Source organism: Caballeronia sp. KNU42, assembly GCF_053760385.1.
Map to the genome: position 1 here is coordinate 265889 of NZ_JBSNBT010000003.1, position 22399 is coordinate 288287.

19 protein-coding genes and 3 pseudogenes are annotated in these 22399 nt (G+C 57.4%); 15 read left to right on the forward strand and 7 right to left on the reverse strand.

The window, feature by feature from the left end:
- Positions 1–171: 171 nt before the first annotated feature.
- From ACSOSP_RS41350 to ACSOSP_RS41370, 5 genes are all read left to right on the forward strand, one after another.
- Positions 172–648, forward strand: a complete 477-nt coding sequence (locus ACSOSP_RS41350; protein WP_455315505.1) for a GNAT family N-acetyltransferase — start codon at positions 172–174, stop codon at positions 646–648.
- A 160-nt stretch (positions 649–808) separates the two neighbouring features.
- Complete coding sequence (locus ACSOSP_RS41355; protein WP_455315646.1) at positions 809–1486, forward strand: HAD family hydrolase; 678 nt, start codon at positions 809–811, stop codon at positions 1484–1486.
- A 107-nt stretch (positions 1487–1593) separates the two neighbouring features.
- On the forward strand, positions 1594–2013 hold the full coding sequence (locus ACSOSP_RS41360) for a YunG family protein (protein WP_455315506.1): 420 nt from the start codon (positions 1594–1596) through the stop codon (positions 2011–2013).
- Between the two features lie 115 nt (positions 2014–2128).
- On the forward strand, positions 2129–2569 hold the full coding sequence (locus tag ACSOSP_RS41365; protein WP_455315507.1) for a GNAT family N-acetyltransferase: 441 nt from the start codon (positions 2129–2131) through the stop codon (positions 2567–2569).
- Between the two features lie 613 nt (positions 2570–3182).
- On the forward strand, positions 3183–4343 hold the full coding sequence (locus ACSOSP_RS41370; protein ID WP_455315508.1) for a TIGR03118 family protein: 1161 nt from the start codon (positions 3183–3185) through the stop codon (positions 4341–4343).
- Positions 4344–4385: 42 nt separating this feature from the next.
- Here ACSOSP_RS41370 and ACSOSP_RS41375 read toward each other — a convergent pair whose 3' ends face one another.
- Positions 4386–5237 carry a GNAT family N-acetyltransferase gene (locus ACSOSP_RS41375; protein WP_455315509.1) on the reverse strand — a complete coding sequence of 284 codons (852 nt, stop codon included), beginning with the start codon at positions 5235–5237 and terminating at the stop codon, positions 4386–4388.
- 1371 nt (positions 5238–6608) lie between these two features.
- On the opposite strand from ACSOSP_RS41375, the gene ACSOSP_RS41380 reads away from it, so the two are divergent.
- Positions 6609–6890, forward strand: coding sequence for a bactofilin family protein (locus tag ACSOSP_RS41380; RefSeq protein WP_455315510.1), 282 nt, complete (start codon positions 6609–6611; stop codon positions 6888–6890).
- Between the two features lie 203 nt (positions 6891–7093).
- The gene (locus ACSOSP_RS41385; protein WP_455315511.1) at positions 7094–7405 is read left to right on the forward strand and encodes a hypothetical protein; all 312 of its coding nucleotides are present in this window, start codon (positions 7094–7096) and stop codon (positions 7403–7405) included.
- Between the two features lie 209 nt (positions 7406–7614).
- Here ACSOSP_RS41385 and ACSOSP_RS41390 read toward each other — a convergent pair whose 3' ends face one another.
- Both ACSOSP_RS41390 and ACSOSP_RS41395 read right to left on the reverse strand, forming a co-directional pair.
- Positions 7615–8331: a hypothetical protein gene (locus ACSOSP_RS41390; RefSeq protein ID WP_455315512.1), complete on the reverse strand. Its 717-nt coding sequence runs from the start codon at positions 8329–8331 to the stop codon at positions 7615–7617.
- 448 nt (positions 8332–8779) lie between these two features.
- Entirely contained in the window at positions 8780–8989 is a 210-nt protein-coding gene (locus ACSOSP_RS41395; RefSeq protein ID WP_455315513.1) for a hypothetical protein, read from the reverse strand.
- Positions 8990–9231: 242 nt separating this feature from the next.
- On the opposite strand from ACSOSP_RS41395, the gene ACSOSP_RS41400 reads away from it, so the two are divergent.
- The 7 genes and pseudogenes from ACSOSP_RS41400 (at position 9232) to ACSOSP_RS41430 (ending at position 16394) form a co-directional block, all read left to right on the forward strand.
- A complete protein-coding gene (locus ACSOSP_RS41400; protein WP_455315647.1) occupies positions 9232–10671 on the forward strand; it encodes an IS1182 family transposase in 1440 nt (479 codons plus the stop codon).
- Positions 10672–11028: 357 nt separating this feature from the next.
- Entirely contained in the window at positions 11029–11346 is a 318-nt protein-coding gene (locus tag ACSOSP_RS41405; protein WP_455315514.1) for a hypothetical protein, read from the forward strand.
- Entirely contained in the window at positions 11343–11678 is a 336-nt protein-coding gene (gene tnpB, locus ACSOSP_RS41410; protein ID WP_455315515.1) for an IS66 family insertion sequence element accessory protein TnpB, read from the forward strand. Before ACSOSP_RS41405 ends, tnpB begins: the two co-directional genes overlap by 4 nt.
- Positions 11679–11745: 67 nt before the next feature.
- Positions 11746–13065: pseudogene (gene tnpC / locus ACSOSP_RS41415) on the forward strand (IS66 family transposase); the annotation flags it as partial.
- A 160-nt stretch (positions 13066–13225) separates the two neighbouring features.
- Positions 13226–14458 (forward strand): site-specific integrase, encoded by a 1233-nt coding sequence (locus tag ACSOSP_RS41420; protein WP_455315516.1) that lies wholly within the window; start codon positions 13226–13228, stop codon positions 14456–14458.
- Positions 14455–15402, forward strand: a complete 948-nt coding sequence (locus ACSOSP_RS41425) for a tyrosine-type recombinase/integrase (RefSeq protein WP_455315517.1) — start codon at positions 14455–14457, stop codon at positions 15400–15402. The genes ACSOSP_RS41420 and ACSOSP_RS41425 overlap by 4 nt, the downstream gene beginning before the upstream one ends.
- Complete coding sequence (locus ACSOSP_RS41430; protein WP_455315518.1) at positions 15399–16394, forward strand: tyrosine-type recombinase/integrase; 996 nt, start codon at positions 15399–15401, stop codon at positions 16392–16394. The genes ACSOSP_RS41425 and ACSOSP_RS41430 overlap by 4 nt, the downstream gene beginning before the upstream one ends.
- Positions 16395–16527: 133 nt before the next feature.
- Here the strand turns inward: ACSOSP_RS41430 and ACSOSP_RS41435 are convergent, their stop codons facing one another.
- Both ACSOSP_RS41435 and ACSOSP_RS41440 read right to left on the reverse strand, forming a co-directional pair.
- Positions 16528–18606: a recombinase family protein gene (locus tag ACSOSP_RS41435; protein ID WP_455315519.1), complete on the reverse strand. Its 2079-nt coding sequence runs from the start codon at positions 18604–18606 to the stop codon at positions 16528–16530.
- Positions 18599–18796: a hypothetical protein gene (locus ACSOSP_RS41440; protein WP_228938044.1), complete on the reverse strand. Its 198-nt coding sequence runs from the start codon at positions 18794–18796 to the stop codon at positions 18599–18601. The genes ACSOSP_RS41435 and ACSOSP_RS41440 overlap by 8 nt, the downstream gene beginning before the upstream one ends.
- Positions 18797–19111: 315 nt before the next feature.
- On the opposite strand from ACSOSP_RS41440, the pseudogene ACSOSP_RS41445 reads away from it, so the two are divergent.
- Positions 19112–19315: pseudogene (locus ACSOSP_RS41445) on the forward strand (transposase domain-containing protein); the annotation flags it as partial.
- Positions 19316–20223: 908 nt separating this feature from the next.
- Here ACSOSP_RS41445 and ACSOSP_RS41450 read toward each other — a convergent pair.
- Positions 20224–20388: pseudogene (locus tag ACSOSP_RS41450) on the reverse strand (IS66 family transposase); the annotation flags it as partial.
- A gap of 556 nt (positions 20389–20944) precedes the next feature.
- Positions 20945–22339 carry an aminotransferase gene (locus ACSOSP_RS41455; RefSeq protein ID WP_455315520.1) on the reverse strand — a complete coding sequence of 465 codons (1395 nt, stop codon included), beginning with the start codon at positions 22337–22339 and terminating at the stop codon, positions 20945–20947.
- Positions 22340–22399 lie beyond the last annotated feature (60 nt).

The window sequence follows — 22399 nt, forward strand, 5'->3', positions numbered from 1 at the left end:
AACTTCAGCATTCGGTCTGGTTCGGCCAGAGGAAGAGACACTCGACCATGCGGCCTATATAGTCGAAAATCGATCTTCATTTCGCGAACAATGAGGCTTTCATGTTGATGAGAAGAACACGCGATGACGGACACGACGCACGAGCGTAACGCCCGACTCTGGAAGCGGACGTTGCTGGCCAATTTTGGCGCGGGCGCGAGACCTGCCAATCTTCGCAACGTAACGCGGGAAGACATACCCGCGCTAGGCACGCTCTTTTTTGGCGCGTTCCTCGGAACGATCGATGATGCTGGTCAGGCCGTGGCCCAATACGAATCAAAGGCGATGGCAATTGTCGCCGGTCGGTACGGGGAATGGATTCCAGCAGCATCGTGGGCGATTGAAGAAACTGACGGTCTTCGATCCGCATGCCTTGTTTGCGACTACAAACCGTATGGTTGTCCAGTCATTGCCGTGGTAGCGACTACACCTTCGCACAAACGATCGGGTGACGGCGGAGCGTTGGTGGACGCAGCATTGTTGTCGCTCGTGGAGCTCGGTTACCTGGAATGCTGCACAATGATTACCGTTGGGAACGACGCATCAGAGCAACTATTTGAAAAACACGGCTTCTCGCCTGAAACTGCAGCTCCAACCGGCACAGCCTGAATCCTGTATCCGTCTCAACGCGGTCATTTCGGGGCGATCGACATCAATACGTAGCTCGCCGCACCCTTTATGTCGAGTCAATAAACGGCCGGAGACTGCTTTCGCGACGCTACGTTTGATACAGTGCGGTCTCTCGACGGGAGTTCAGGGAGTGAAGCAGATGTTCTCAGCGGCGATCTTCGACATGGACGGCCTGCTGGTCGATTCAGAGCGCGCGATCATGAACACGTGGATCACGGTGGGAATGGACCTTGGGATCGCATTGTCGGCTAGCGATTATCTTCGGATTGTCGGAAGGTCGGCGACGGAATGCGAGCTGATACTGACAGAGTTGCTCGGTGGGGCGGCTACATTTCGGGAGGCGCTGACCCGGGTCCGGCAGCACTTGAGCAAGCCATCAGCGCATCCGGTATTTCCGCTGAAATCTGGGGCACGAGCCCTGCTGACTGAGTTAGCGAGAGCAGGCATTCCATGCGCTGTCGCTTCCTCATCTCCTGTGGATGAGATTAGATCGCGCCTTGGGCGTGTAAGCGTGCTTCAGTTTTTTAAGGCGATCGCTGGCGGCGATGAAGTCGATCGTGGGAAACCCGATCCGGCGGTCTACAGACTTGCAGCCCATCGGCTGGGTGTGCCGGTGGATTCTTGTCTAGCCTTTGAAGATAGCGATAACGGCGCGCACGCGGCCGCTAGCGCCGGCATAGCAGTGGTCATCGTTCCAGACCTGAAACCACCGACTGCTGAGGTCGCCGAACTGAGCTTCCGGATAATGGGGAAACTCGACGGAGCGATCGAACACGTTGCTGACTGGTTCACGAGGCGCGACACAAAATTTGCGTGAGCGTCCGTTGTCGAGAAAGTTGGTTGACCGCTATACAGGGTCGACTTCTGCCCGACGCGAATCGATGAACGGCGAACCCCATCGAATACGATAGATTGGACGTGACTATGGCGCGCAACCCGGATTTCATGCTCTGCCTTCGTGAAGCGCTAGCCGCCTCCTGGGACAAGCGGACGGCTTATTTAGAGGTTGAGCAAGTGGACAATCCTGCTTTGGGTCAGTGCTATCCAACGTCCCGGGTGGTGCAGCACTACTACCCCGAAACCGAAATCATCAAAGGGAAGGTTTGGAGCGGAAAGGCAGTAGACGTTCACTTCTGGAACGGGCTTCGTCTTGGCGACGACTGGTACCACATTGATCTAAGCTGGCAGCAGTTCCCGGCCGGTTCAACTATTCAGGAATTCGATATCCTCGAACGTCACGAATTGAATGATAGTGAAAGGACGATACAACGCTGCGCGTTGTTGTTGAAGCGGGTTGATGACTATCTAAAAACGTGCAGCCACGCGTGCTCGGATGGTGACTGACGGGCTTTCCGCTCGTCCTAGCTGTCGTATCGATGATTTATCGTCGAGAATCGGTGTCTATGCTGTGGTTGCAGGAACCAGTCGCCTAACTCGGTGGCGCAAACGGACGCAGACAATGACCATTTCCGTTACTTCTGTTTCCGACGTTACTTCCGACCTCGTTGAAGCCATGAACCGCCTGCTTCCCGAACTATCATCGTCTGCGTCGCAGCTTTCTGCCAAAGACCTTCACGAGATAGTCGAGTCGCCCGCGACCGTTCTATTCATCGCCAGATCCGACATTCAAACCATCGTCGGAACGTTGACGCTCGTGTTCTTCCGGCTTCCAACCGGAATGCGTGCGTGGATTGAGGATGTAATCGTTGGGCCCGATGCTCGTGGCATCGGAGTGGGAGCCGCTCTTTGTCAAACGGCCATCCGTCACGCGTCCGAGTCAGGGGCAGTGAGCATTGACCTGACCTCGCGACCATCACGGGTCGCAGCGAACCAGCTCTATCAGAAACTTGGTTTTCAGCAACGAGAAACCAACGTCTATCGCTATACCGTGCTCCGGTGAGGGTCTGCTTCGGAGAAGCGCGATGGGCGGCTCAGGGTCGGGTGCTGCCGATCGCAGCCCGGTGAGGTACAAGCTGCGTATGCCCATTGCATGAGGCAGGCACCGGGGCCATCTGCGGCCGTTCGCCCACAGGCTCGGGCGGACACTCGAGAGTCGGTCCCGCACGAGACAGTGGACATTGGCCGCTGGGATACCCTTAACCCGTCAACCTCCCGATGCCTTGGACGGAGCTGCCCGTAAAGGCGGGTCTGGTGTCGGCACCATCTCAACATCAACAATCCCGCCGACGATCGATACTTCGTCTCTGCCGTGCAGAGACTTTTCCGTCCGCATGCATCGCAGACGGAATTGCGAGTCCCCTCGGCGAAGCGATCCATGTAAGGCCCTTGCGGCTATTTGCTGATGGCATGCAGCACGTAACACTCGTTCACAACTTTTTGGCTGAACGGATGGAATAGTCACGCGTGTTTTTCGTTGCACACCATTCGCTTTTATCTAGCCAGTTCAACCATTGAAATCGCACACGAAATAAGCCCTCCGTCGCAGGAATAAACCCCGCGTCCTCTTCGTTCAATGAGCGTTACGGCCTTTGGACAGAACAAGGAGTGTGGTCATGAAATCTCTACTCGACGTCTTCGGCGTCGTAGCATGCGGCGCGGCTATCGCGACTCTCGTGTCATGCGGCGGCAGCTCCAGTTCGAACAATTCAAACCCACCCATTCAGTCGTCGTTCACTGTGACGGCCCTTGTGTCGGATGGCGTGGTGCCCGCCGCGCACATTGACGCGAATCTGAAAAACCCATGGGGCGTTGCCTTCAATCCGAAAGGTTTCGTTTGGGTCGCGGACAACGGCACCAATGTCGCGACGCTCTACGACGGCAACGGCTTGCCGCAATCGCTGGTCGTCACGATACCCGACGGCAAGAACGGTTCAGCATCGCCCACGGGCATCGTCTTCAACGGCACACAAAGCTTCACCGTCTCGGAAAACGGCAAGTCCGGCGTCGCTGCATTCATCTTCGCGGGCGAAGGCGGAACTGTCACCGCTTGGGCGCCCGCCGTCGGGCCGACCAACGCGTTCGTGATGTACGACGACGGCACGGGCGGCGCCGTGTACAAGGGTCTCGCGCTCGCCGCAATGAACGGCAACAACTTCCTTTACGCGACCGACTTCCATAACAACAAGATCGACGTCTTCGATACCAACTTCACCAAGGTCGCGATGCCAGGCGCCTTCACGGACCCGGCGATGCCGGTCGGCTTCGCGCCGTTCGGCATTCAGGCGATCGGCTCGAATCTGTTCGTCACTTACGCGATGCAGGATGCGGTCAAGCACGACGATGTCGCGGGCGCGGGACTCGGCATGGTCAATGTGTACGACACGGCGGGCAACCTGAAGCGTCGCTTCGCGACCGGAGGCTCGTTAAACGCGCCCTGGGGCATTGCGCAAGCACCCGGCAACTTCGGCTCGATGAGCGGCGCGATACTGATCGGCAATTTCGGCAACGGCACGATCAACGCGTTCAATGCATCGAGCGGCCAGTCGATGGGACCGCTCACTGGACCGAACGGTAGTCCGATCGAGGAGAACGGTGTGTGGGGCATTGCGTTCGGCAACGATCTCAGCAATCAGCCGTCCAATACGCTGTTTTTCGCGGCGGGGCCGAATGACGAAGCCGATGGCGTCTATGGAAGAATCGATTTGAATACAACGTCGAGTTCAGGCACGAACACGGGTTCGAGCGGGGGCACAAACACGAGCGGGGGCATGTAGCGCTGACCGCGCAATAGACAACGGTCGTTCTCTATCAAAGAATCACCGTGGTACAGCCGGGGAGTACCGCTTAACAAACGTTGCTTTCGTATAAGCAAGACTAAACCCGGCCCGTTCGGCATTACGAGCGCTAGCGTTGTTAGGCCGGGCGGTAACGCTCGCCATTGCGCAGCCCGCCTTCTGCGCTGCGGCCAGTCTCGACCGGATCAGTGCGAGCTGAATGCCACGGCCGCGATGGGCAGGATGCGTGCTGGCAATATAGAGATGCGCGATCTTTCCCACGGGAGTTGCAACGACGCTCATGCCTCCGGTGCCCGCGAGATATCCATTCAGCTTTGCTGCAAACAGCGTCGTATCGGCTCGCGCAACGGCTATCTTCGCCAGCGCTTCAAGCAGAAGTGGCGATCGACGTACCGCCTGCATTTCGAACCCCGCGATCGAATGTGACACAAACACGTCCTCGACGATGGCGCGATCGGTCACGATCTCGATGCCGTTAGGTGGCCGAGCGGTCAGATCCTCATCCAGAAGCACCCGGACGTAGGTGTTACTGAATGCATTGACCGCGTATCCACGCTCCGTTAGCACGACGAGCGTAGTGCCATCTGCATGCGGGCAGAGATCGATCTCGACATCCAGCGCCCGCTCGTTATAAGCCGTTTCAAGCTGGTCGACAGCGTCCGCGCTAACCGGCGTACCCATACCGAGTCCTGTGACGTGATTTAGCTTTCTCCCGAAGATGTTTTCAGTCAGCGCTGCCACACCTCCGCAAATCTCGAACGTACGGACGTCCTTACGCTTCGTCAGTGCACGGTAAGCTTCGACTTGCAGCGCCAAATGACGGGCCTCGGCATTCTCTAGCGCAAAGGCAACTTCAGGTCCTGTCAGCATCATGGGAATCACATGGGGACATTTCGAAGCCTTGAAATCTATCATCACTGACGCACCAACTTGATTGCCTTTTCTGGCCGGATGACCTTCCGCATAGGTAAGAGGCATTCTGAGCCGGGGTTGTCCGCCTCACAGCGGCCATGTGAAAACGCAAAACTACTTGGTTTTCAGGGGTCGCTTTACCCCTCCCGAGGTGTCGCGAAGCCGATGTAGCGCGATTTGAAGGGTCGAATTTTTTGAACGTCACGTTCTACGTGCGTTTTCACATCCATCTCGGTCGATTGCCGCCAGCCGCGTCAGATGTACGGCGCTTGACGGACCGATGCAAGCTAGGGCATTTAGTATCTGCCGGCCGCAGGTTGTGTCAAAGTATTTTGTCGCAAGGTAGCTGTCTCGATCGCCGCGAGGCGGCTTTGTGTCCAACTCTATTTCTCCGAAGTCCGATCGCTACCTACGCTAAGTGTTTGATTTATATACGTGTCTTGTGTCAAGGTCTATTGTCGCTTCACACCAACGGCATTTGGATCGAACGCTCCCAAGCCCTCTGCGAGGTCGCGGTGGACAAGCGCAGCCCCAGCGGTACGAGCCAGCATCATCGCGATTGCGGCCGCCGCTCTGGTTGGTATGGCAGGAATGGGCGTGGCTTCGCTATACAAAGCATCGCGCTCCCAAGCCCCTGCAAGTGCCCCACCGTCAGTAACCGCGACCGCACGTCATGCCGGCGAGTCCAGTGATGAAGCACCTCGGGTCGCAAACACGTCGAGCAAAGACATCGCCGCGACACCGGCGCAGCCGGTTGATCTGGCGCCACGACTCACCGCTAGTGATTTTGCATCCACGCCGTCGCTCGGATTGACTGTCGACCAATTTCGTAACTCGTTAAAAACGCGCGAAGCGACGACCCAGATTCCCGGTACCGGCCGATCCGACAGCACTACGTCGAGCGAGATTGATCGAGCGGCAAACTCTCCGATTCACCGCGCACGCGCGCAGCAAGCACGAGCGGGTATTGCGGTTGCTGCGGCGCAGTTGGCGCCTACGGTCCCGGTAGCGGCGAATACCGCGCCGTCAGCACTTAAACCCGCGGAGACTGTTCTAGTCCAACCGGTCCCCCAACAAGCGGTTCGCGTGACGCCCGCCGTGGCGCTGCAAGTGACACCGCAAGCGACGCCGGTGACACAGACCGCGCCGGCGGCGCAAAGCGAGTCGGTTCCGCAAAAGACTGCACATCTGGCACACCACCACATTGGAAAACCCCGAGCGGCCCCAAGCGAGGACACCAATATCGTGGCACCTACCGCGGCACCCGCGAAATCTAGTCCGAGCGCTCGAGCCGGGTCGAACGAAGTACAGATGTTCTAGGAGCTAAACGTCATGAAAAACGAACTCAACATCACCCTCATCGCAGCCGGCTGCGCCATTACAGGCGACGTGATCGTCGACCACGGCGTGAGCTGCTTCGGACTATGCAACGGCGGGATGATTTCGACCCGCGGCCTTTTACACGTGGGCGACGGTGGCTTGATCAAGGGGTCGACGCAGGGCGAACATGTACGAATCGATGGACGCGTCGATGGAAACGTCCACGCGCGAGACTCGCTCGAAATCAACGGTCACGTGTCCGGGGATATCTTCTATAGCGGCACTATTCGGTAAGGTCCCGGCGCGACGCTCAATGGCACCCTGAAACGCGTTGCGAGAATGCTCACGATTGAAGCGGCACCGGCGGCGTTTAATGACCACGTCTTGGACACTGCGGCGACACCCTTAGCGACAAACGCGGTGCCAGCCTCGGAAAAGACAGATTCCAATGTGACTGAACTACATCGCACGGCCGCTTTTTAAGTGATTGCCGGTGCATGTCTATATTTGTCAGATCAAATGCCGAAAACCAGATAGCGTTGACAATTGCGACGTTCAATCCAGCTTTCTTGAAATCGAGTGAACTTATGGCCGCCAGAGCCCGTGTCGTCTTTGAGTACCGGAGCGTATCCTGGGAATCTGCCGCGCAAGAAGCAGCGTTTGACGATCTGTGCTTCTGCATGCTTACCGACGGCCGGATGATTAACAGGCATGCAATGTCGGAGGGAATTGAGCATCGCAACCGATATGCGCTTCCAGATGGATTTATTGATAATCTCTTGGGAAGCGCTTTGCAAGATAAAAGTTAGGGTTTACACTTATCACGTCTCCTCCATGTCCCCTCGATATGGATTACGCCCGCCAAGTGTGCGGGCTTTTTTTTACCTATCGTTCAGCGAAGCCTAATGCCGCAGATCGGCCACGAACGGTCGATCTGATTCGGGTTGAATTCATGAGTCGGCGACATGCCGGAGAATTGGCAGATGGCGTGTGTATCGGCATCTGCCTCCAGCAACAGTTAATGGGTTGCAGTTATAGCCGCCGCTGTGCCGCCCGCTTGTTGAACAACATGCGGGAGATTGAGCGAAGTCGTGCCGAATTCGTCAATACATGACTCAGCGTAAGCGCTGAGCTTTGCTTTGACCCACTCGCCGCTATTCGCGGTCAGTTTGTCGTAGGTGGGGAGATCGGCGGAATATGCTGGGACATTTTTACACAGCCCTTCCGCGATCACAGTTTTGGTATGCGTGTCGATCAGCCTTATTTTCGCGCTGTAAAGCAGGCGATACGTGTTCCAGTGATCCGGAAAATAGGTATAGGCCCAGCTAAGCGTTCGGCTATCCAGGACAAGGTCACTGTCTGGGTACCGAGCAACGATCACATCGATTGAATCGGTATCCAAGGGTTTTGCATCGCTCGTCTTGACAATAAGATCGTATTCCCTGGTGAGTCCTTGTGCGAGCCCGTCGCCGATGGATATCGAAGGATCTGCGATTTGGCTGTCACGGATAAATCGATTGCCTTCGCTCGCCATCAGTCCAGCTCCAATTATTCCCAACATGGCTTTTCCAGGCGTCATCGCGGTGAAAGAAGGCGCCACGTATGAGTCAACAACAATGGATTTCCCCCGAATTGACGACGCATTCTGCGGCGAGATAGTCTGCGGCTGTACCGAGACGCAGCCGGACAACACGATCGAGAAAGTACAAATGTAAACTGCAAAGCGCCAATTCATTTCATTTACCCATATCCAAATTTAATATTTTTGACCGTCAGATAGGTGACCTTGAGAAATCACTTAGCTTTGTGCGATCACTCCACGCCGTAATTACGGCACTTCAGTGCCGATCTTTAGGGAATCGAAATAGACTTTGGCGAGGGAGGTCGCTGTTGGGACCGACAGTCGATATGCACTAGCTTCGTCACCCGTAGGCCCGGATTCGGGTGCTCCATATGCTTTGCTGAGGACCTAAATTCCTGAGCGACCTTTTCGGGGCGGGACGTCAGTCCGCTCTGGGTCCGGGGACGGCCAACCGCATCGGGCAGAGGTCGGCCCAGACCGTCATTCGAACGCGGCCTGCGATTCGCCGACAATTTATTCTTGCCAGTGTCGGATGACTGTGTTTAGTCGTTCTGAAAATTCGGGTGCCAACTGCCGAGGTTTATAAGCTGATTGGGTGTTTTTAGCGCCGGGCATAGACATCTGGATACTCCTCGGCGAGGCGGTTCAGATAAAGATGGCCTTGCTGGTTGTAGTTGGCTGCTTCGCTCGGGGACATTTCAATCGCAAAGCTGTAGTTCACTGCGCTATGCTCGCAAGCTGCATCGAAATAAAGGATTCCGTTTTCTTCGGCGAGAAACCACATATGCGGCTCATGATCGAGAATGTTCACTTTTCCTGTCCGTGCGCGTCTGTATGAAGTGGCAGGGTCGCCTGAACGTGTTTTCAGTAGCCACGCGCATAGTAACGACCGCGAACGCGAATTCTGAAGGATCGCTTTGGCTCAAGCTTTGCCACACGCAAAACCAGGGCCTTGCGCGCATCACCGCCGATGCGCCCGGATTCGGCCCAGAGTGTGTCAAAACACCTTTTTGAATTGCTAAAATATCTCGTCCGATAGCGGAGATGAGCGAGATGAAGCGGTTCGTTCAAGGCGACAATCGTACGCAAAGCTTTCTTCTTCCCGAAGCGCTTGATGACTACGTGACGGACACGAACCCCGTGCGTGTAGTCGATGTCTTTGTCGATGAGCTTGATCTTCAGAAGCTTGGGTTTGAAGGCGTCGAGCCAGCACTTACGGGCCGGCCTTCATATCACCCGGAGGTGATGCTTAAGATCTACATCTACGGTTACCTGAACCGTATTCAATCCAGTCGTCGCCTGGAGCGCGAGGCCCAGCGCAACATTGAATTGATGTGGCTCACCGGCCGCTTGACACCTGACTTCAAGACTATTGCGCGGTTCCGCAAAGACAACGGCAAAGCGATCCGCAGCGTCTGCCGTCAGTTCGTCATGCTATGCCAACGCCTGGACCTGTTCTCCGAAGCGCTCGTTGCGATAGACGGGAGCAAGTTTAAGGCAGTGAACCATCGCGACCGTAACTTCACGAGCGCAAAACTAGAACGGCGAATGCGTGACATCGAGGCGAGCATCAGCCGTTATCTTGTGCAAATGGACACCGCCGATCGCCAGGAGCCGACGATCGCGAAGGCAAAGACAGAACGGCTGCAAGACAAGATTGCGGCTCTCAAGGAGCAGATGCAAATCCTCAAGCAAGTCGAAGTTCAACTCGACGCAGCGCCGGACAAGCAAGTGTCGCTCACGGACCCGGACGCGCGCTCGATGAAGACGCGGGGGACAGGCGTCGTCGGCTACAACGTTCAAGTAGCGGTCGACGCGAAGCACCATCTGATTGTCGCGCACGAGGTCACCAACAACGGCATTGATCGTGACCAACTCACGTCGATGGCCAAGTTGGCGCGTATGGAAATGGGTGTCGATAAACTCACGGCAGTTGCGGACAAAGGCTATTACAAGAGTGAGGAGATACTCGCCTGCCACGAGGCCGGCATCACGGCGTTTGTTCCCAAGACGAAGACCTCGGGCGCAACGTTCGACGGCCGCTTCGGCAAAGAAGATTTTATCTACGACGCTGAAAAGAACGAGTATCGATGTCCGGCGGGCGAGCGTCTCATATGGCGCTACAGGACAACTGAACGTGGCCTGAAGTTAGATCGCTACTGGAGCTCGCAGTGCCAACAGTGCTCATTGAAAGATAAATGCACCCCAAGCACGGAACGCCGGGTAACGCGCTGGGAGCACGAAGGATTGCTCGAAGAGATGCAGGTCCGGCTTGATCTTGCCCCGGACATGATGCGTATCCGACGACAGACCGTCGAGCATCCCTTCGGCACGATCAAGGCCTGGATGGGAGCGACTCATTTCCTAACGCGCACTATCGAGCGAGTAAGCACCGAGATGAGCCTTCAGGTGTTGGCCTACAACCTCAAGCGAGTCATCAACATACTTGGAGTTGCAGGGACGATGAAGGCGATGAAGTTGGCTGGAAGCTAAAGCCCCGAGGGGCTTTCTTGCGCACGCGATGTTCGATTAGCGCAAGCTCGACGTAGTAAACTCGATCGACCCGATCGGCAATCGCGCGCGCGCAGCGGCGAAAATTGACTTTCCACACGGTCTTATATGGACACCGCCCGGTTTGCCAAGATGATCTCGATGTGATCTTAAAACGAGGTACCGGCTGCAGTCTTATATCCGTAAGCGCCCGGTGATGGCATCTTGAATCGACGTAGCAGCCTTGGGAGCATCGTGTCCACTTAACGAATAGGTGGACACGTGAACACTATTGACCAAAATACTCCCCCGGGGCGCCGCAAACGGCGGCGATACACAGCTGAATTCAAAGCGGAAGTAGTGGCTGCCTGCCAAGGACCCGGCGTGTCGGTTGCCGCGATCGCGTTGATGCATAAACTGAACGCCAACTTGTTGCGGCGTTGGTTGGAGAAAGCCGAGAGTGGCTCCACGACAACGGGCGGTGACGTCGTGGCAATGAAGCGGTCGGTGGCCGTGCCCATACCAGCTGCGTTCGTTCCCCTTCAACTGAGCGACGCAAATGATCGTCCAGGGGAAATTCGCGTCGAGGTGCGGCGCGGCCAACAATCAATCACAGTCAGTTGGCCGACATCAGACGCGGCCCAGTGCGCAGCGTGGTTACGCGAGTGGCTGAAATGATCCGCATCGATGAGGCGTGGCTCGCGGTTGACCCGCTGGACATGCGTGCAGGGTTCGACACGGTGCTCGCGCGGGTAGTCGCCGTGTTCGACGCTGCGTATCCTCACCACGCTTATCTCTTCACGAACCGCCGAGCTAACCGTTTGAAGGTGCTGGTCCACGACGGAATCGGAATCTGGTTAGCAGCGAGGCGACTAAACCAGGGACAGTTCGTCTGGCCGCAGCCCGGAACCGACACACGTCGAGCGATCACGCAGGAGCAACTGGCCGGACTCGTGCTCGGATTGCCGTGGCAGCGCATTGGCCAAGACGGCGTGATTCGCGTAGTGTGAGCCGGCCCGCGACAATCGGTGCGTCTGCCGATACCCTTGTGGCACGGGGTTTGGCACACTATGGGTCATGATCGATACGACACAACTCCAGGGCATGAACGCAGATGAGCTGCGTGCACTGGCCTTGGAATTGATGTCCGCAGTTCAGGCGCAACAACACATCGTCGATCGCACGGAAGCAGCACTACGATTCAGCGACGCGAAGCTCGCGCAACTCACGCACGAGATGGCTGTACTCAAGCGCTGGAAGTTTGCTGCCCGAAGCGAGAAGCTCGGTCACGAGCAGCAAAGCCTGCTCGATGAAACCATCGATGCCGACTTGGCCGCGATCGAACTCGAGTTGGAGAGGCTGTCCACCGAGCCAAAGACCCAAGACGCGCCGAACAAACCGCGCCGGGCGCCGCTTCCGGCGAATCTTGCGCGTGTCAATGTTCATCACGAGCCCGAGTCGACCCTCTGCGGTTGTGGCTGTGAGCTCAAGCGCATCGGCGAGGATATCAGCGAGAAGCTCGATTACACGCCAGGCGTGTTCATCGTCGAGCGTCATGTTCGTGGCAAATGGGTGTGCGGCCACTGCGAGACCCTGACCCAAGCGCCGGTGCCAGCGCACGTCATCGATAAGGGCATTCCGACCGCCGGCCTGCTGGCCCACGTGCTTGTTTCGAAACACGGCGATCACCTCCCGCTGTACAGACAAGAACGCATCTTCGCGCGTGCCGGCTTGGCGATTCCCCAATCGACACTGGGCCAATGGGTTGGCATGTGCGGTGTTCAACTGCAGCCGTTGGTCGATGCGCTGAAAGAGAAGATTCTGCAGCATCGCGTATTGCACGCCGATGAGACACCGATCTCGATGCTCAGTCCGGGAAAGGGGAAGACACAACGCGCTTACCTCTGGACTTATTGCCCGGGGGCATTCGAACCAATGAAGGCGGTCGTCTACGACTTTGCCGAGAGCCGCGCTGGTGAACATGCGCGAGCCTTCCTCGATCCATGGCGCGGCCACTTGGTGTGCGATGACTTCGCGGGCTACAAGCAGCTGTTCGCCCAGGGCGTGACCGAGGTTGGTTGCCTTGCTCACGCACGCCGTAAGTTCTATGACTTGCATGTCGCCAACAGGAGCCAGATTGCGGAAGATGCGTTGCGCTACATCGCTCAGCTATACGATGTCGAGCGCGAGGCGCGTGATCTCTCCTGCGAAAATCGATTGGAACTTCGCCACCGATGTGCGCGTCCGATCGCTGAAGCACTGCACGCCTGGATGGTTCTGCAGCGTGCACGCGTGAACGAAGGTTCGTCCATAGCGAAGGCGCTCGACTACAGTCTGCGGCGGTGGGCAGCGCTTACCCGATACCTCGATGATCCCCAGCTTCCCGTCGATAACAATTGGTGTCATGCCGCTAGCGGCATGACACCAATTATGCCGACTCCCCGGTTATGCCGCGTCGCGCATGTGCGTGGCGGTGGATATGGCCTTTCATGATTGCTGTGTCGGCATAAACGTATGATTTCTCAGGCTGGCTATCGCGCTGGCCAGGAGAGATCAAATGAAGGCGACGCGCATAGTCAGCGATTCCGGCGGCCTGCCGGCCCATCACATCGATGCATTTCTTGATCGTCTACGGGCAGCACACTATTCCGAGGTATCGCTTCGCAAGAAACGAAGAGTCCTGTGTGCGTTCTCTGGGTGGATGAAGAACAGGAACATCGACCTGATTGATCTCGATGAGTCTGTCACGGCTCGTTTTATGAAGCGCTTGATCGACACATCACGAGACCGTGTCCAGCGTGCGCGACGCACATTACGGCAGTTTCTCGCCTATCTGCGCGCCGAAGCCATTGTGTGCCCGCCGACCTTGGGCCGCCAGTCCGCGATGGCGCACATTTATTGCCGATACCTGGACTATCTGAGGCAGGGTCGTGGACTCGCGAAGAACTCTCTGCTTGTCTACGGTCCGTTCATTCGCGACTTTCTCGACAGCCACTCGGCCGGCGACGGAAGTTTATTGCCAGATGCATTTTACGCAGTAACGATCCGGAATCATCTCCTTGCCCGCAGCAAAGGCCGATCGCCAGAGTACACGCGGCTGATGGCAGTTGCGCTTCGCTCGTTTTGCCATTTCCTATTTCTGCGCGGCGATACGGCACAAGATCTGTGTGAGTCCGTGCCCGCAGTTCGTAAGTGGCGACAGTCAACTGTACCGACGTTCCTCACGCCTGAGCAGCAAGAAGCTCTCATTGCATCTGCAGACCGGTCGACTCCGACTGGGCGCCGTGACTACGCAATCCTGCTGTTGTTGGCGCGGCTCGGTCTACGTGCTGGAGAAATCGTCGCAATCGAGCTTGACGACATTCACTGGCGGTCTGGGGAGCTCGTCGTTCATGGCAAGGGGCAGATGGTCGAACACGTCCCGCTGCCATCGGAGGTCGGAGAAGCAATCGCAACATATCTCCGCGATGGTCGCGGAGCGAGTGCGTCGCGGCGCGTATTCCTTCGCAGACTGGCACCTCGGGTTGGTTTGGCGGGGCCGGCGGCGATTGGCAAGATTGTTTGTCAGGCCTTCGCACGTGCCGGTTTCCGCCCCGCGTGCCGGGGCGCCGCACATCTGTTCCGTCACGGCCTCGCGACGACGATGATTCGCCACGGGGCCTCGATGGCAGAGATAGCCGAGGTCTTGCGGCACCGCTCAACGGAGAGTACCGCGATCTATGCAAAGGTCGCGTTTGAGGACCTGCGCGAGGTCGCGCGCTCGTGGCCCACGTCTGGAGGTTCAATATGATTGCGATTCGCGATTCTCTCGCTCGGTACGTGGCGGTCCGCCGCGCTCTCGGGGCGTCATTCTACGAACCTGCATTGGCACTCGGCCATTTCGTTGATCTTCTGGAACATGAAGATGCTGAGTTCATTACTACCGATCTGGCTCTGCGCTGGGCGATGACGTCCACACTTGTCGAACGCGCCACTTGGGGACGGCGCCTCTCTCAAGTGAGAGGATTCGCCAGATGGATGAACGCTATTGACGCTCGAAACCAGATTCCTCCGGCAGGACTCCTGAGTGCCCGCAGACGGCGCAATGCCCCGCATATTTACACTGAGCAGGAAATTGATCTGCTTATGACCCGAGCCGCTCAACTGCGATCCCGAACCGGCATGCGAGCACTGACCTATTCGACGCTCATAGGGCTTCTTGTGGCGACGGGCCTCAGGCCAGGCGAAGCGTTTCGGCTCGACCGGTCCGACGTCGACCTCGTCAGCGGAATACTCTCCGTCCGGGAATCGAAGTTCGGCAAATCCCGCTTTGTTCCTGTAGCAGAGTCGACCCGGGTGGCACTCGAACACTACGTCCAGAAACGCGATCAACTCTGTCCTTTACGATTGAGCGAGGCGTTCCTGGTTAGTGAGCGTGGCAAGCGACTGAAAGCCGGCACTGCACGAAGCATGTTCGTCAGAATGTCGCGCGCTGTCGGTTTGCGATCGACGACAGAGGATGGGCGTGACGGTTACGGCCCACGCCTTCAGGACTTCAGGCATAGCTTCGCGACTGGACGGCTGGTCGAGTGGTATCGTGCCGGTCTCGACGTAAGTCGGGAATTGCCGAAACTTGCCACCTACCTCGGCCATGTCAACGTCGGTCTTACGTACTGGTACATCGAAGCGGTTCCTGAGTTGCTCGAACTCGCGGCAGCCTATCTCGACAAGAACTGTTCAGGAGAACGGCCGTGAGCGCCGCCAGTCTCCCATCCCTCGTTCAGCGTTTTTTTAGCCAGCGCCTGCTCGAGCAACAAGGTCTGAGTTCGCATACGGTGGCAAGTTACCGTGACACGTTCCGGCTGCTTCTAGTGTTTGCCACGAAACGCATCGGGCGCACGCCGTCAAAGCTGCGAATCGAGGACTTCGACGTGTCGTTGATCGAGGAATTCCTGCAGCACCTCGAACACGGCAGAGGCAATTCGGTGCGGACACGCAACACGCGGCTTGCTGCCGTGCACGCCTTCTTCCGGTTCGTCGCGGTCAGCGAGCCTGCGTTGTTTCTGCAGTGTCAGCGCGTTCTTGCAATTCCATCTAAACGCTGCGAGCACGGCCCTGTTGAGTTTCTGACAGAGAGCGAGGCCGCCGCTCTGGTAGGGGCGCCTGACGTACGAACGTGGATCGGCAACCGCGACCGAACGCTGCTTCTTGTAGCGGTTCAAACGGGTCTGCGCAACAGTGAATTGACCACACTCCGGCGTCAGGACGTGATGCTCGGCACAGGCGCCCACGTCCGTTGCCTTGGCAAAGGCAGAAAGATGAGATGCACTCCGCTGCGACCGGATGTCGTTGCCGTCCTGAAACAATGGCTGCTGTATCAACCGGGCGAACCAAATGATCCAGTCTTCCCAAGTTCGCGCGGTGGTCATCTCAGTGCCGATGCTCTTCAGCGACTCGTGTCGCGCAATGCCGCAATCGCGTGTCTCTCGTGCCCTTCGCTGAAGAAAAAATCCATAACGCCTCACACACTTCGGCACACGTCCGCGATGAGCCTGATGCATCACGGCGTCGACCTAACCGTGATCGCGCTCTGGCTCGGTCATGAGTCCTCCGAGACGACCCAGATCTACTTGCACGCCGACATGCAACTCAAGGAGCGCGCGCTCGCGCACGCCGCGGCGAGCGGTGTCGCGCCGACACGCTACAAACCTCCAGACCCGTTGCTCGCATTCCTGGAGGCTCTCTGATAATGCCGACAATCCAAGCGACCGGGAACAGAGATCCGCCCAACCGTCGTGTGCGTGGATTCATGACGCGGCATAATCGGGGAGTCGGCATAATTGGTGCGAAAACCAAATAAGGCCGATTGCAATGGGGCGTTCATTGTGCACCTCCTTCCGAGACCTCGATAAACATTGGGATTTGTCCTTCCCCATCATTGCGACACGGGCGATGTTTGCGCGATAAGGCCGCTGTAACCGCATCGCTGCGCAGATCGCTCGCACGAATTTGCCAAGGAGCGTCGGGCATCACCTGCTCGGCGGGCAGAACCCGATCGTTGATCAACCGGCGGATCGCGTGACTGGTGACGCCGAGCGTTTTTGCGGCTTCGAACATCGTCAGCCATTCTCCATCCTTCTCAGCCGACTTGTACGCATGGATGTCTCGCACTCGCCGTATGGAACTGACACGGTGCGCAGTCCAGGTCTTACCCTGGCCTGTCCGTAACCCCATCCGGTTCAACGATGCGGCGATGTCCTGATCTGACCACCGGCTCGCCATGCTGCGAACGACCGCGAGCGCCTCGTCAGAGGTGCTGCATCCATGCTCGCCCGTTCGGGGCTTGCGAATTCGTAGCTGGGAGTGCTGACCGCCGTGCCAGTGGATCGTCAGTATGACTTCGCGAGCCGCGTCGTCGACGTCTGCAACAATATCGACGATGAGCGCGCGGACTAGCTGCTGGCGCATGCGCATGGTCACGCCCGGAGCGTTCCAGGCTGCCTGGAGATTCTCAGCGAGCTTCACAAAGTCTGGAGGCGCTGCCTCTGCCATCGGCGCCCCTGCCGTCTCCAGACGCGTTTGACAGGCCTGTACCCGACGTAATGCTGCTTCCCAGTTCTTCTCCAATTGCGCGGCAATCAGACGGTTATCGGGGTCGCAGGCGGCGTAGCGTCGCTCGGCGAGCGTCGCCTCGTACTGGGCTTGCTGCAGTTCGAGTTCCACGATCCGCCGCTGCTCGTTCAAGGTATCCATTTGCATATGCTCGGCCTGCTGGGCTGCTTCGATTGCCAAGGGCTCCACGACACGCAGAAGTTCGTTTCCGATGGCAGCGTCGATGCGTGAACCGCCGAAGCTCATGCATCGCGGCGGTATGTCAAAGCGGTCACATCGGTAGACGGCCCGCGGGATTCGACCAGTATAGGCCACCGACAGGCGGCGCCCACAGCGCGCGCAAGCAAGCAGGCCAGCGAGCAGTGCCCGTCCACCACGGCTCGATTTTACGTCGCCCGCCTTGCTGTAGGCGTTGGCCGAGAGCTGTTTCTGGTTGCGTTCGAATTCCGCCCAATCGATGTAGCCTTCGTGATGCTCCCGGAGCAGGACATCCCACTCCTCAAACGGCTTGGGATGCTTATAGCTCTTGCGCGCACGCCCATCTACTATCGCCATCTGTTTGCCACTCTTGCCGTACACATATGCGCCGGCATAGAACGGATTCTTGAGCACCGAGATCACGTTACGGTAGCGTACGGGTATCCAGTCGAAGTGCGTCAGCGTCCTACCATCAGAGGGGCGCGGGAAGTGGACCTGTTGAGCGCGTAGCGACAACAAAACCTGTCTTGCGCTACCGAGTTCGCGGAAACGTACGAATATGAGGCGTATAACTTCCTGCAGTTGCAGGTTTGGATCAATGCCCAGACCGACTTCACGATGCCAGATATAGCCGATCGGCACACTGATACGAAGTTCGCCGCGGTGTGCCTTCCGGCGTTTGGCATCGTGCATGCGGGTACGAAGCACATTGAGCTCAAACTCACTGATGCTGCCCTTCATGCCAAGCAGCAAGCGGTCGTTTGCCCGGCACGGATCGTACACACCGTCGAGGTCGATTACGCGCGCCTCGACAAGACCGCAAAGCTCGAGAAGATGGTGCCAGTCGCGCCCGTTTCGAGCGAGGCGTGAGGCGTCCGCGCACAGTACCGCTCCGACCTCGCCTGCACACAGCAACGCGACCAGACGCTCGAAACCCGGTCGAGCCACCATGCCGCTCGCCGAGCGCCCCAGGTCGTCGTCGATGACTTCGATGTCACGAAATCCGCGTCGCTTGGCCTCCTGTACAAGGTCGTACTGTCGGCGCTTGCTCTCGACGTTCATCTGGACCTGCGTCTGGGTCGATTGCCGGACATAAACCACGGCCTTACGCTTCAGTAACAGCGAGGGCAAACGTTCATCGTTATTCATCGTCACGCTCCTTTGCTAGCGCGACGCCGGCGGCCTGCGCTAGCAGGCTCGCGAGGTGTCTGATGACGTTTGAACGCTGCACCGGGCTCATCCCCTGAAGCTCGACCGAGTCGAACGTCATGTTCATCTGGCGCGATATCGGTTGCAACAACTGCGGGTCTGCCGGAACGACGTTTGGTGGCTTGTGCATTGCGCTTCTCCCGGACGATGGTGGAATCGTCCGGTGAGTTTCCGCGCAAATGTCGATTGATAAGAAGTTGGTGCAGATTGCACAAGGCCGCTAAGCTGACGCGCGGCTCGCCGAGAACCAGAGCGGAGCAAGCGGCAGCATCCAACATCCATTCGGCAATGACCCTAACCTCACTGTCGCCCGCGTCGATATGGACGACCCGACCCCCGCCGCGCTGCTCAACATCTCGAACCTTGACGCGACGACGAAACAGCGGATGCCAACGATAATGGACTTCAACTTCTTGCCCGATATGGGCAGAATGAACAGGAACTGGCCGTTAGCAGGGGAAACTGGCTCTTCGCGGGTTCATCTCGTGCGGGCCGGCGTCAGGCCGCAGTGATGAGTCTGATCCAATCGGCCAAGCTGAACGGCCACGATCCGTATGTTTACCTGAAAGACGTTCTAAACCGACTTTCCACGCAACCGGCTGGCCGTATCGAAGAGTTGCTACCGCATATATGGCAACGGGCGCCTTGAAAATTTACCCGTTCGTTCCCAACCCTTACTTACCCGCTTGCTAGAGGAAACGTACAATGCATGCGTGATCACCAAGCAAAGAGCCCCGATATGCAAATCCTAAGCGAAGTTGAACGACAGGCAATCCGCGCAGTGGCCGAAGGCGACCGATCACAACTTGATTCTGCGCGCCGTGCGTTTCACCGCGCCGCTCCGCGCCACGGAGTCGCGTCCTGTGTCGAACTGCAGTTTATGTCCGAAGTCCTGACACCCGTCCCGGACCTACTGCTTCGATCGAACTATCGCCGGGCGCTACTGCGGCAATCCGCTTAGCTGCTGCGTGTTTCCCGACGGACGTTCGTTCGTCGGCTCTCCGTCCTCGCTTCAATACGACTTCACCGCGCGCTTACGCTCACGATCCATTGTCCCGCGGCCATCAAAACGACGAACGTTAGAAACGCCCTACGGCAGCGTCACCCATCATTCTTGCAGCCAGTAACGGTTCCGTTGACGTACCCTGAACACTTGCTCGTATCCGTTGCTAACTGATCATAGAGATCTTTAGCTTTCTGGCAGGCCATCTTCCGCGAGTCGAATGGGCCCGCCAGATCACTACCCAATGGGGCCGCCGTCGACTTTTGAACGTGGCATACGGTACTCGACGTTTCTTGACGAACGACCCGGGTATCAGCGGCGTTCGCCTCCGCCCAGTTTTTCGCCGTAGTCCGGAAAGGTGGTGCCAAAACCGTAGTCCGGCTCGGATCGTGTCGAGGTGTCGCAGCAGACGTTCCGATTCGTGCAACACACTTCCCTCCTTCACGGAAACCATGATTTCGTCACTCCGGACTCGCATTCTGATTATTTCGTCCGCTACCGTCATCGGCGCGCTCGCGCTTTCGGGTGCTACCGCCTACACCACGGTGCGCGCCAATCGCCAAGCCGGCACGCGCGAAGATGCGTTCTTGTCTGTACAGCGGAAGGTGATCGCCGTGTTTCGAGACGAGCACATGGGCAAGAAGGCCGGCGGTCGGAATGCCCTTATCGATGACATGCGCCGGCACCGGTGCCTGAATTAGCGTCTCGCAGCAGCCGCATATCGCCGCCGCTTGCGGCGCCCCGAGGGTGCATCTTGGCTAATAGTGTTCACTTGTCCACCCATTCGTTAAGTGGACACGATGCTCCCAAGGCTGGTACGTCGATTCAAGACGCCATCACCGGCCGCTTACTCGTGAGCAGCGACCAGACGAACATTTCTTAATTTGACATAAGCGAACATAATTAAAGCGATCAATCAATTTTTTTGTTGTAGGAGCAATATCCTAATGTCCGCTTTGGAGGTCCTTCATTCACTCAGGTTGGACGCCGGCAAGCCAAAGACCTTGAGCGCGACACGCCAGAGGGCCATGGTCAACGTCCTTTCCTTTGCTGTTCGAGAATTGGCCAATACGGTGCCCGCGCATCAACTCCGTTATCTGGTTAGTCTGACCTTGAGTTGCAGCGCGTTGATCTTGTCGGACATCAATCGATGCCCTCAAGAACTCGTTGAATGGTATGAGCCGGTGTCCAGAGAGCTACAGCGAAACAAGCTCGTCTAAGCTCTATCTCTCGCGGCAAAAGTCGCGATGCGTCTGCATGCGCGCGTTTGTCGGGTTAGTGAGCGGTAAGGGCCCGCACTTCGTCAGCGACTTCATCGACGGCCGCAAGCGTGATCTCGACGATTGTGTCGACTTCCTCGATCGTCGTAATTAGAGGAGGTGCGAATCCGAGGATATCACCGTGTGGCATCGCCCGGGCGATCACTCCTCTCTTAAGTAGGGCCGCCGCCACCCGCGGGCCGACTTTCACAGAAGGCTCGCATGGGATGCGCTCTTCCTTATCGGCCATGAATTCGATGGCAGCTAGCATGCCGACGCCACGAACCTCGCCAACCAACGGATGATGCGAAAACGTTTCGCGCAGTTGCTGCTGCATATACGCGCCGACGTCGGCCGCATTCGACTGAATGTTTTCGCGCTCGAGAATGTCAAGATTCGCTAGCGCCGCTGCGGCACATAGCGGGTGGCCGGAGTACGTCCATCCATGTCCCATCGGTCCGTTGTCGATCGAACCGCGGTCGATAACATCCCAAACCTTCTCACCTACTATTACTCCGGAGAGTGGTGCGTACGCACTCGTCAGTCCTTTGGCAACGGTGATCAGGTCGGGCTGGATGCCGTAATGGTGCGATCCCATCGGAGCACCTAGACGGCCGAAACCACATACAACCTCGTCAGCGATTAAAAGGATGTCGTGCTTCTTAAGAACTGACTGAATCGCTGACCAGTAACCGTCTGGAGGGACGATGATGCCACCAGTGCCCATCACCGGTTCTCCGATGAACGCAGCGATGGTGTCAGCTCCTTCTGCGGCGATCAGACGCTCAAGCTCGTCGACGCAATGGCCGGTAAACTGGGCCTCATTCATGCCTTTGGGCGCTTGACGATACCAGTGAGGGCACACCGTGTGCTTCACGCGGTCCACTGGAAGATCAAAATGCTGGTGGAAACTCGCCAAACCGGTGAGACTTCCGGTCACGATCCCGGAGCCATGGTATCCACGCTGACGAGAAATGATCTTTTTCTTGTTCGGTCGCCCCAACACGTTGTTGTAGTACCAGACGATCTTTATCTGGGTTTCATTGGCGTCGGAGCCAGACATACCGTAATAGACCTTCTTCATACCCGGAGGAGACCACTTAACGACCCGCTCGGAGAGCTCGATGATCGTGTCTGTCGAATGTCCCACATACGTGTGATAGTAGGCGAGGCGTTTCGCTTGCTCATAGATCGCTTCGGCGATCTCTTGCCGACCGTATCCAACGTTCACACAGTAAAGCCCAGCAAATGCGTCGATGAATTCCCGGCCTTCATGGTCTTGAATTCGAATGCCATGTGCACCCGTAATGATGCGACCGGACAGTACTCCACTCGCATGGTCGTGCGCATGCGTTGAAGGGTGCATGAAATGATTGCGGTCCATGTCAAAAAGCGCATTTAGGTCGTTCATAGGTAACTCTCTCATTCTTTAACGGTCGACGCCGAAGCCAATGCCAAGGCGCCGAGGAGA

Bases quoted from the DNA above. Each gene is read 5' to 3' on its own strand.
- ACSOSP_RS41355 (WP_455315646.1), top strand. From the start codon at position 809: ATGTTCTCAGCGGCGATCTTCGACATGGACGGCCTGCTGGTCGATTCA.
- ACSOSP_RS41360 (WP_455315506.1), top strand. From the start codon at position 1,594: ATGGCGCGCAACCCGGATTTCATGCTCTGCCTTCGTGAAGCGCTAGCC.
- ACSOSP_RS41365 (WP_455315507.1), top strand. From the start codon at position 2,129: ATGACCATTTCCGTTACTTCTGTTTCCGACGTTACTTCCGACCTCGTT.
- ACSOSP_RS41370 (WP_455315508.1), top strand. From the start codon at position 3,183: ATGAAATCTCTACTCGACGTCTTCGGCGTCGTAGCATGCGGCGCGGCT.
- ACSOSP_RS41375 (WP_455315509.1), bottom strand. From the start codon at position 5,237: ATGATGCTGACAGGACCTGAAGTTGCCTTTGCGCTAGAGAATGCCGAG.
- ACSOSP_RS41380 (WP_455315510.1), top strand. From the start codon at position 6,609: ATGAAAAACGAACTCAACATCACCCTCATCGCAGCCGGCTGCGCCATT.
- ACSOSP_RS41385 (WP_455315511.1), top strand. From the start codon at position 7,094: ATGTCTATATTTGTCAGATCAAATGCCGAAAACCAGATAGCGTTGACA.
- ACSOSP_RS41390 (WP_455315512.1), bottom strand. From the start codon at position 8,331: ATGAATTGGCGCTTTGCAGTTTACATTTGTACTTTCTCGATCGTGTTG.
- ACSOSP_RS41400 (WP_455315647.1), top strand. From the start codon at position 9,232: ATGAAGCGGTTCGTTCAAGGCGACAATCGTACGCAAAGCTTTCTTCTT.
- tnpB (WP_455315515.1), top strand. From the start codon at position 11,343: ATGATCCGCATCGATGAGGCGTGGCTCGCGGTTGACCCGCTGGACATG.
- ACSOSP_RS41420 (WP_455315516.1), top strand. From the start codon at position 13,226: ATGAAGGCGACGCGCATAGTCAGCGATTCCGGCGGCCTGCCGGCCCAT.
- ACSOSP_RS41425 (WP_455315517.1), top strand. From the start codon at position 14,455: ATGATTGCGATTCGCGATTCTCTCGCTCGGTACGTGGCGGTCCGCCGC.
- ACSOSP_RS41435 (WP_455315519.1), bottom strand. From the start codon at position 18,606: ATGAATAACGATGAACGTTTGCCCTCGCTGTTACTGAAGCGTAAGGCC.
- ACSOSP_RS41440 (WP_228938044.1), bottom strand. From the start codon at position 18,796: ATGCACAAGCCACCAAACGTCGTTCCGGCAGACCCGCAGTTGTTGCAA.
- ACSOSP_RS41455 (WP_455315520.1), bottom strand. From the start codon at position 22,339: ATGAACGACCTAAATGCGCTTTTTGACATGGACCGCAATCATTTCATG.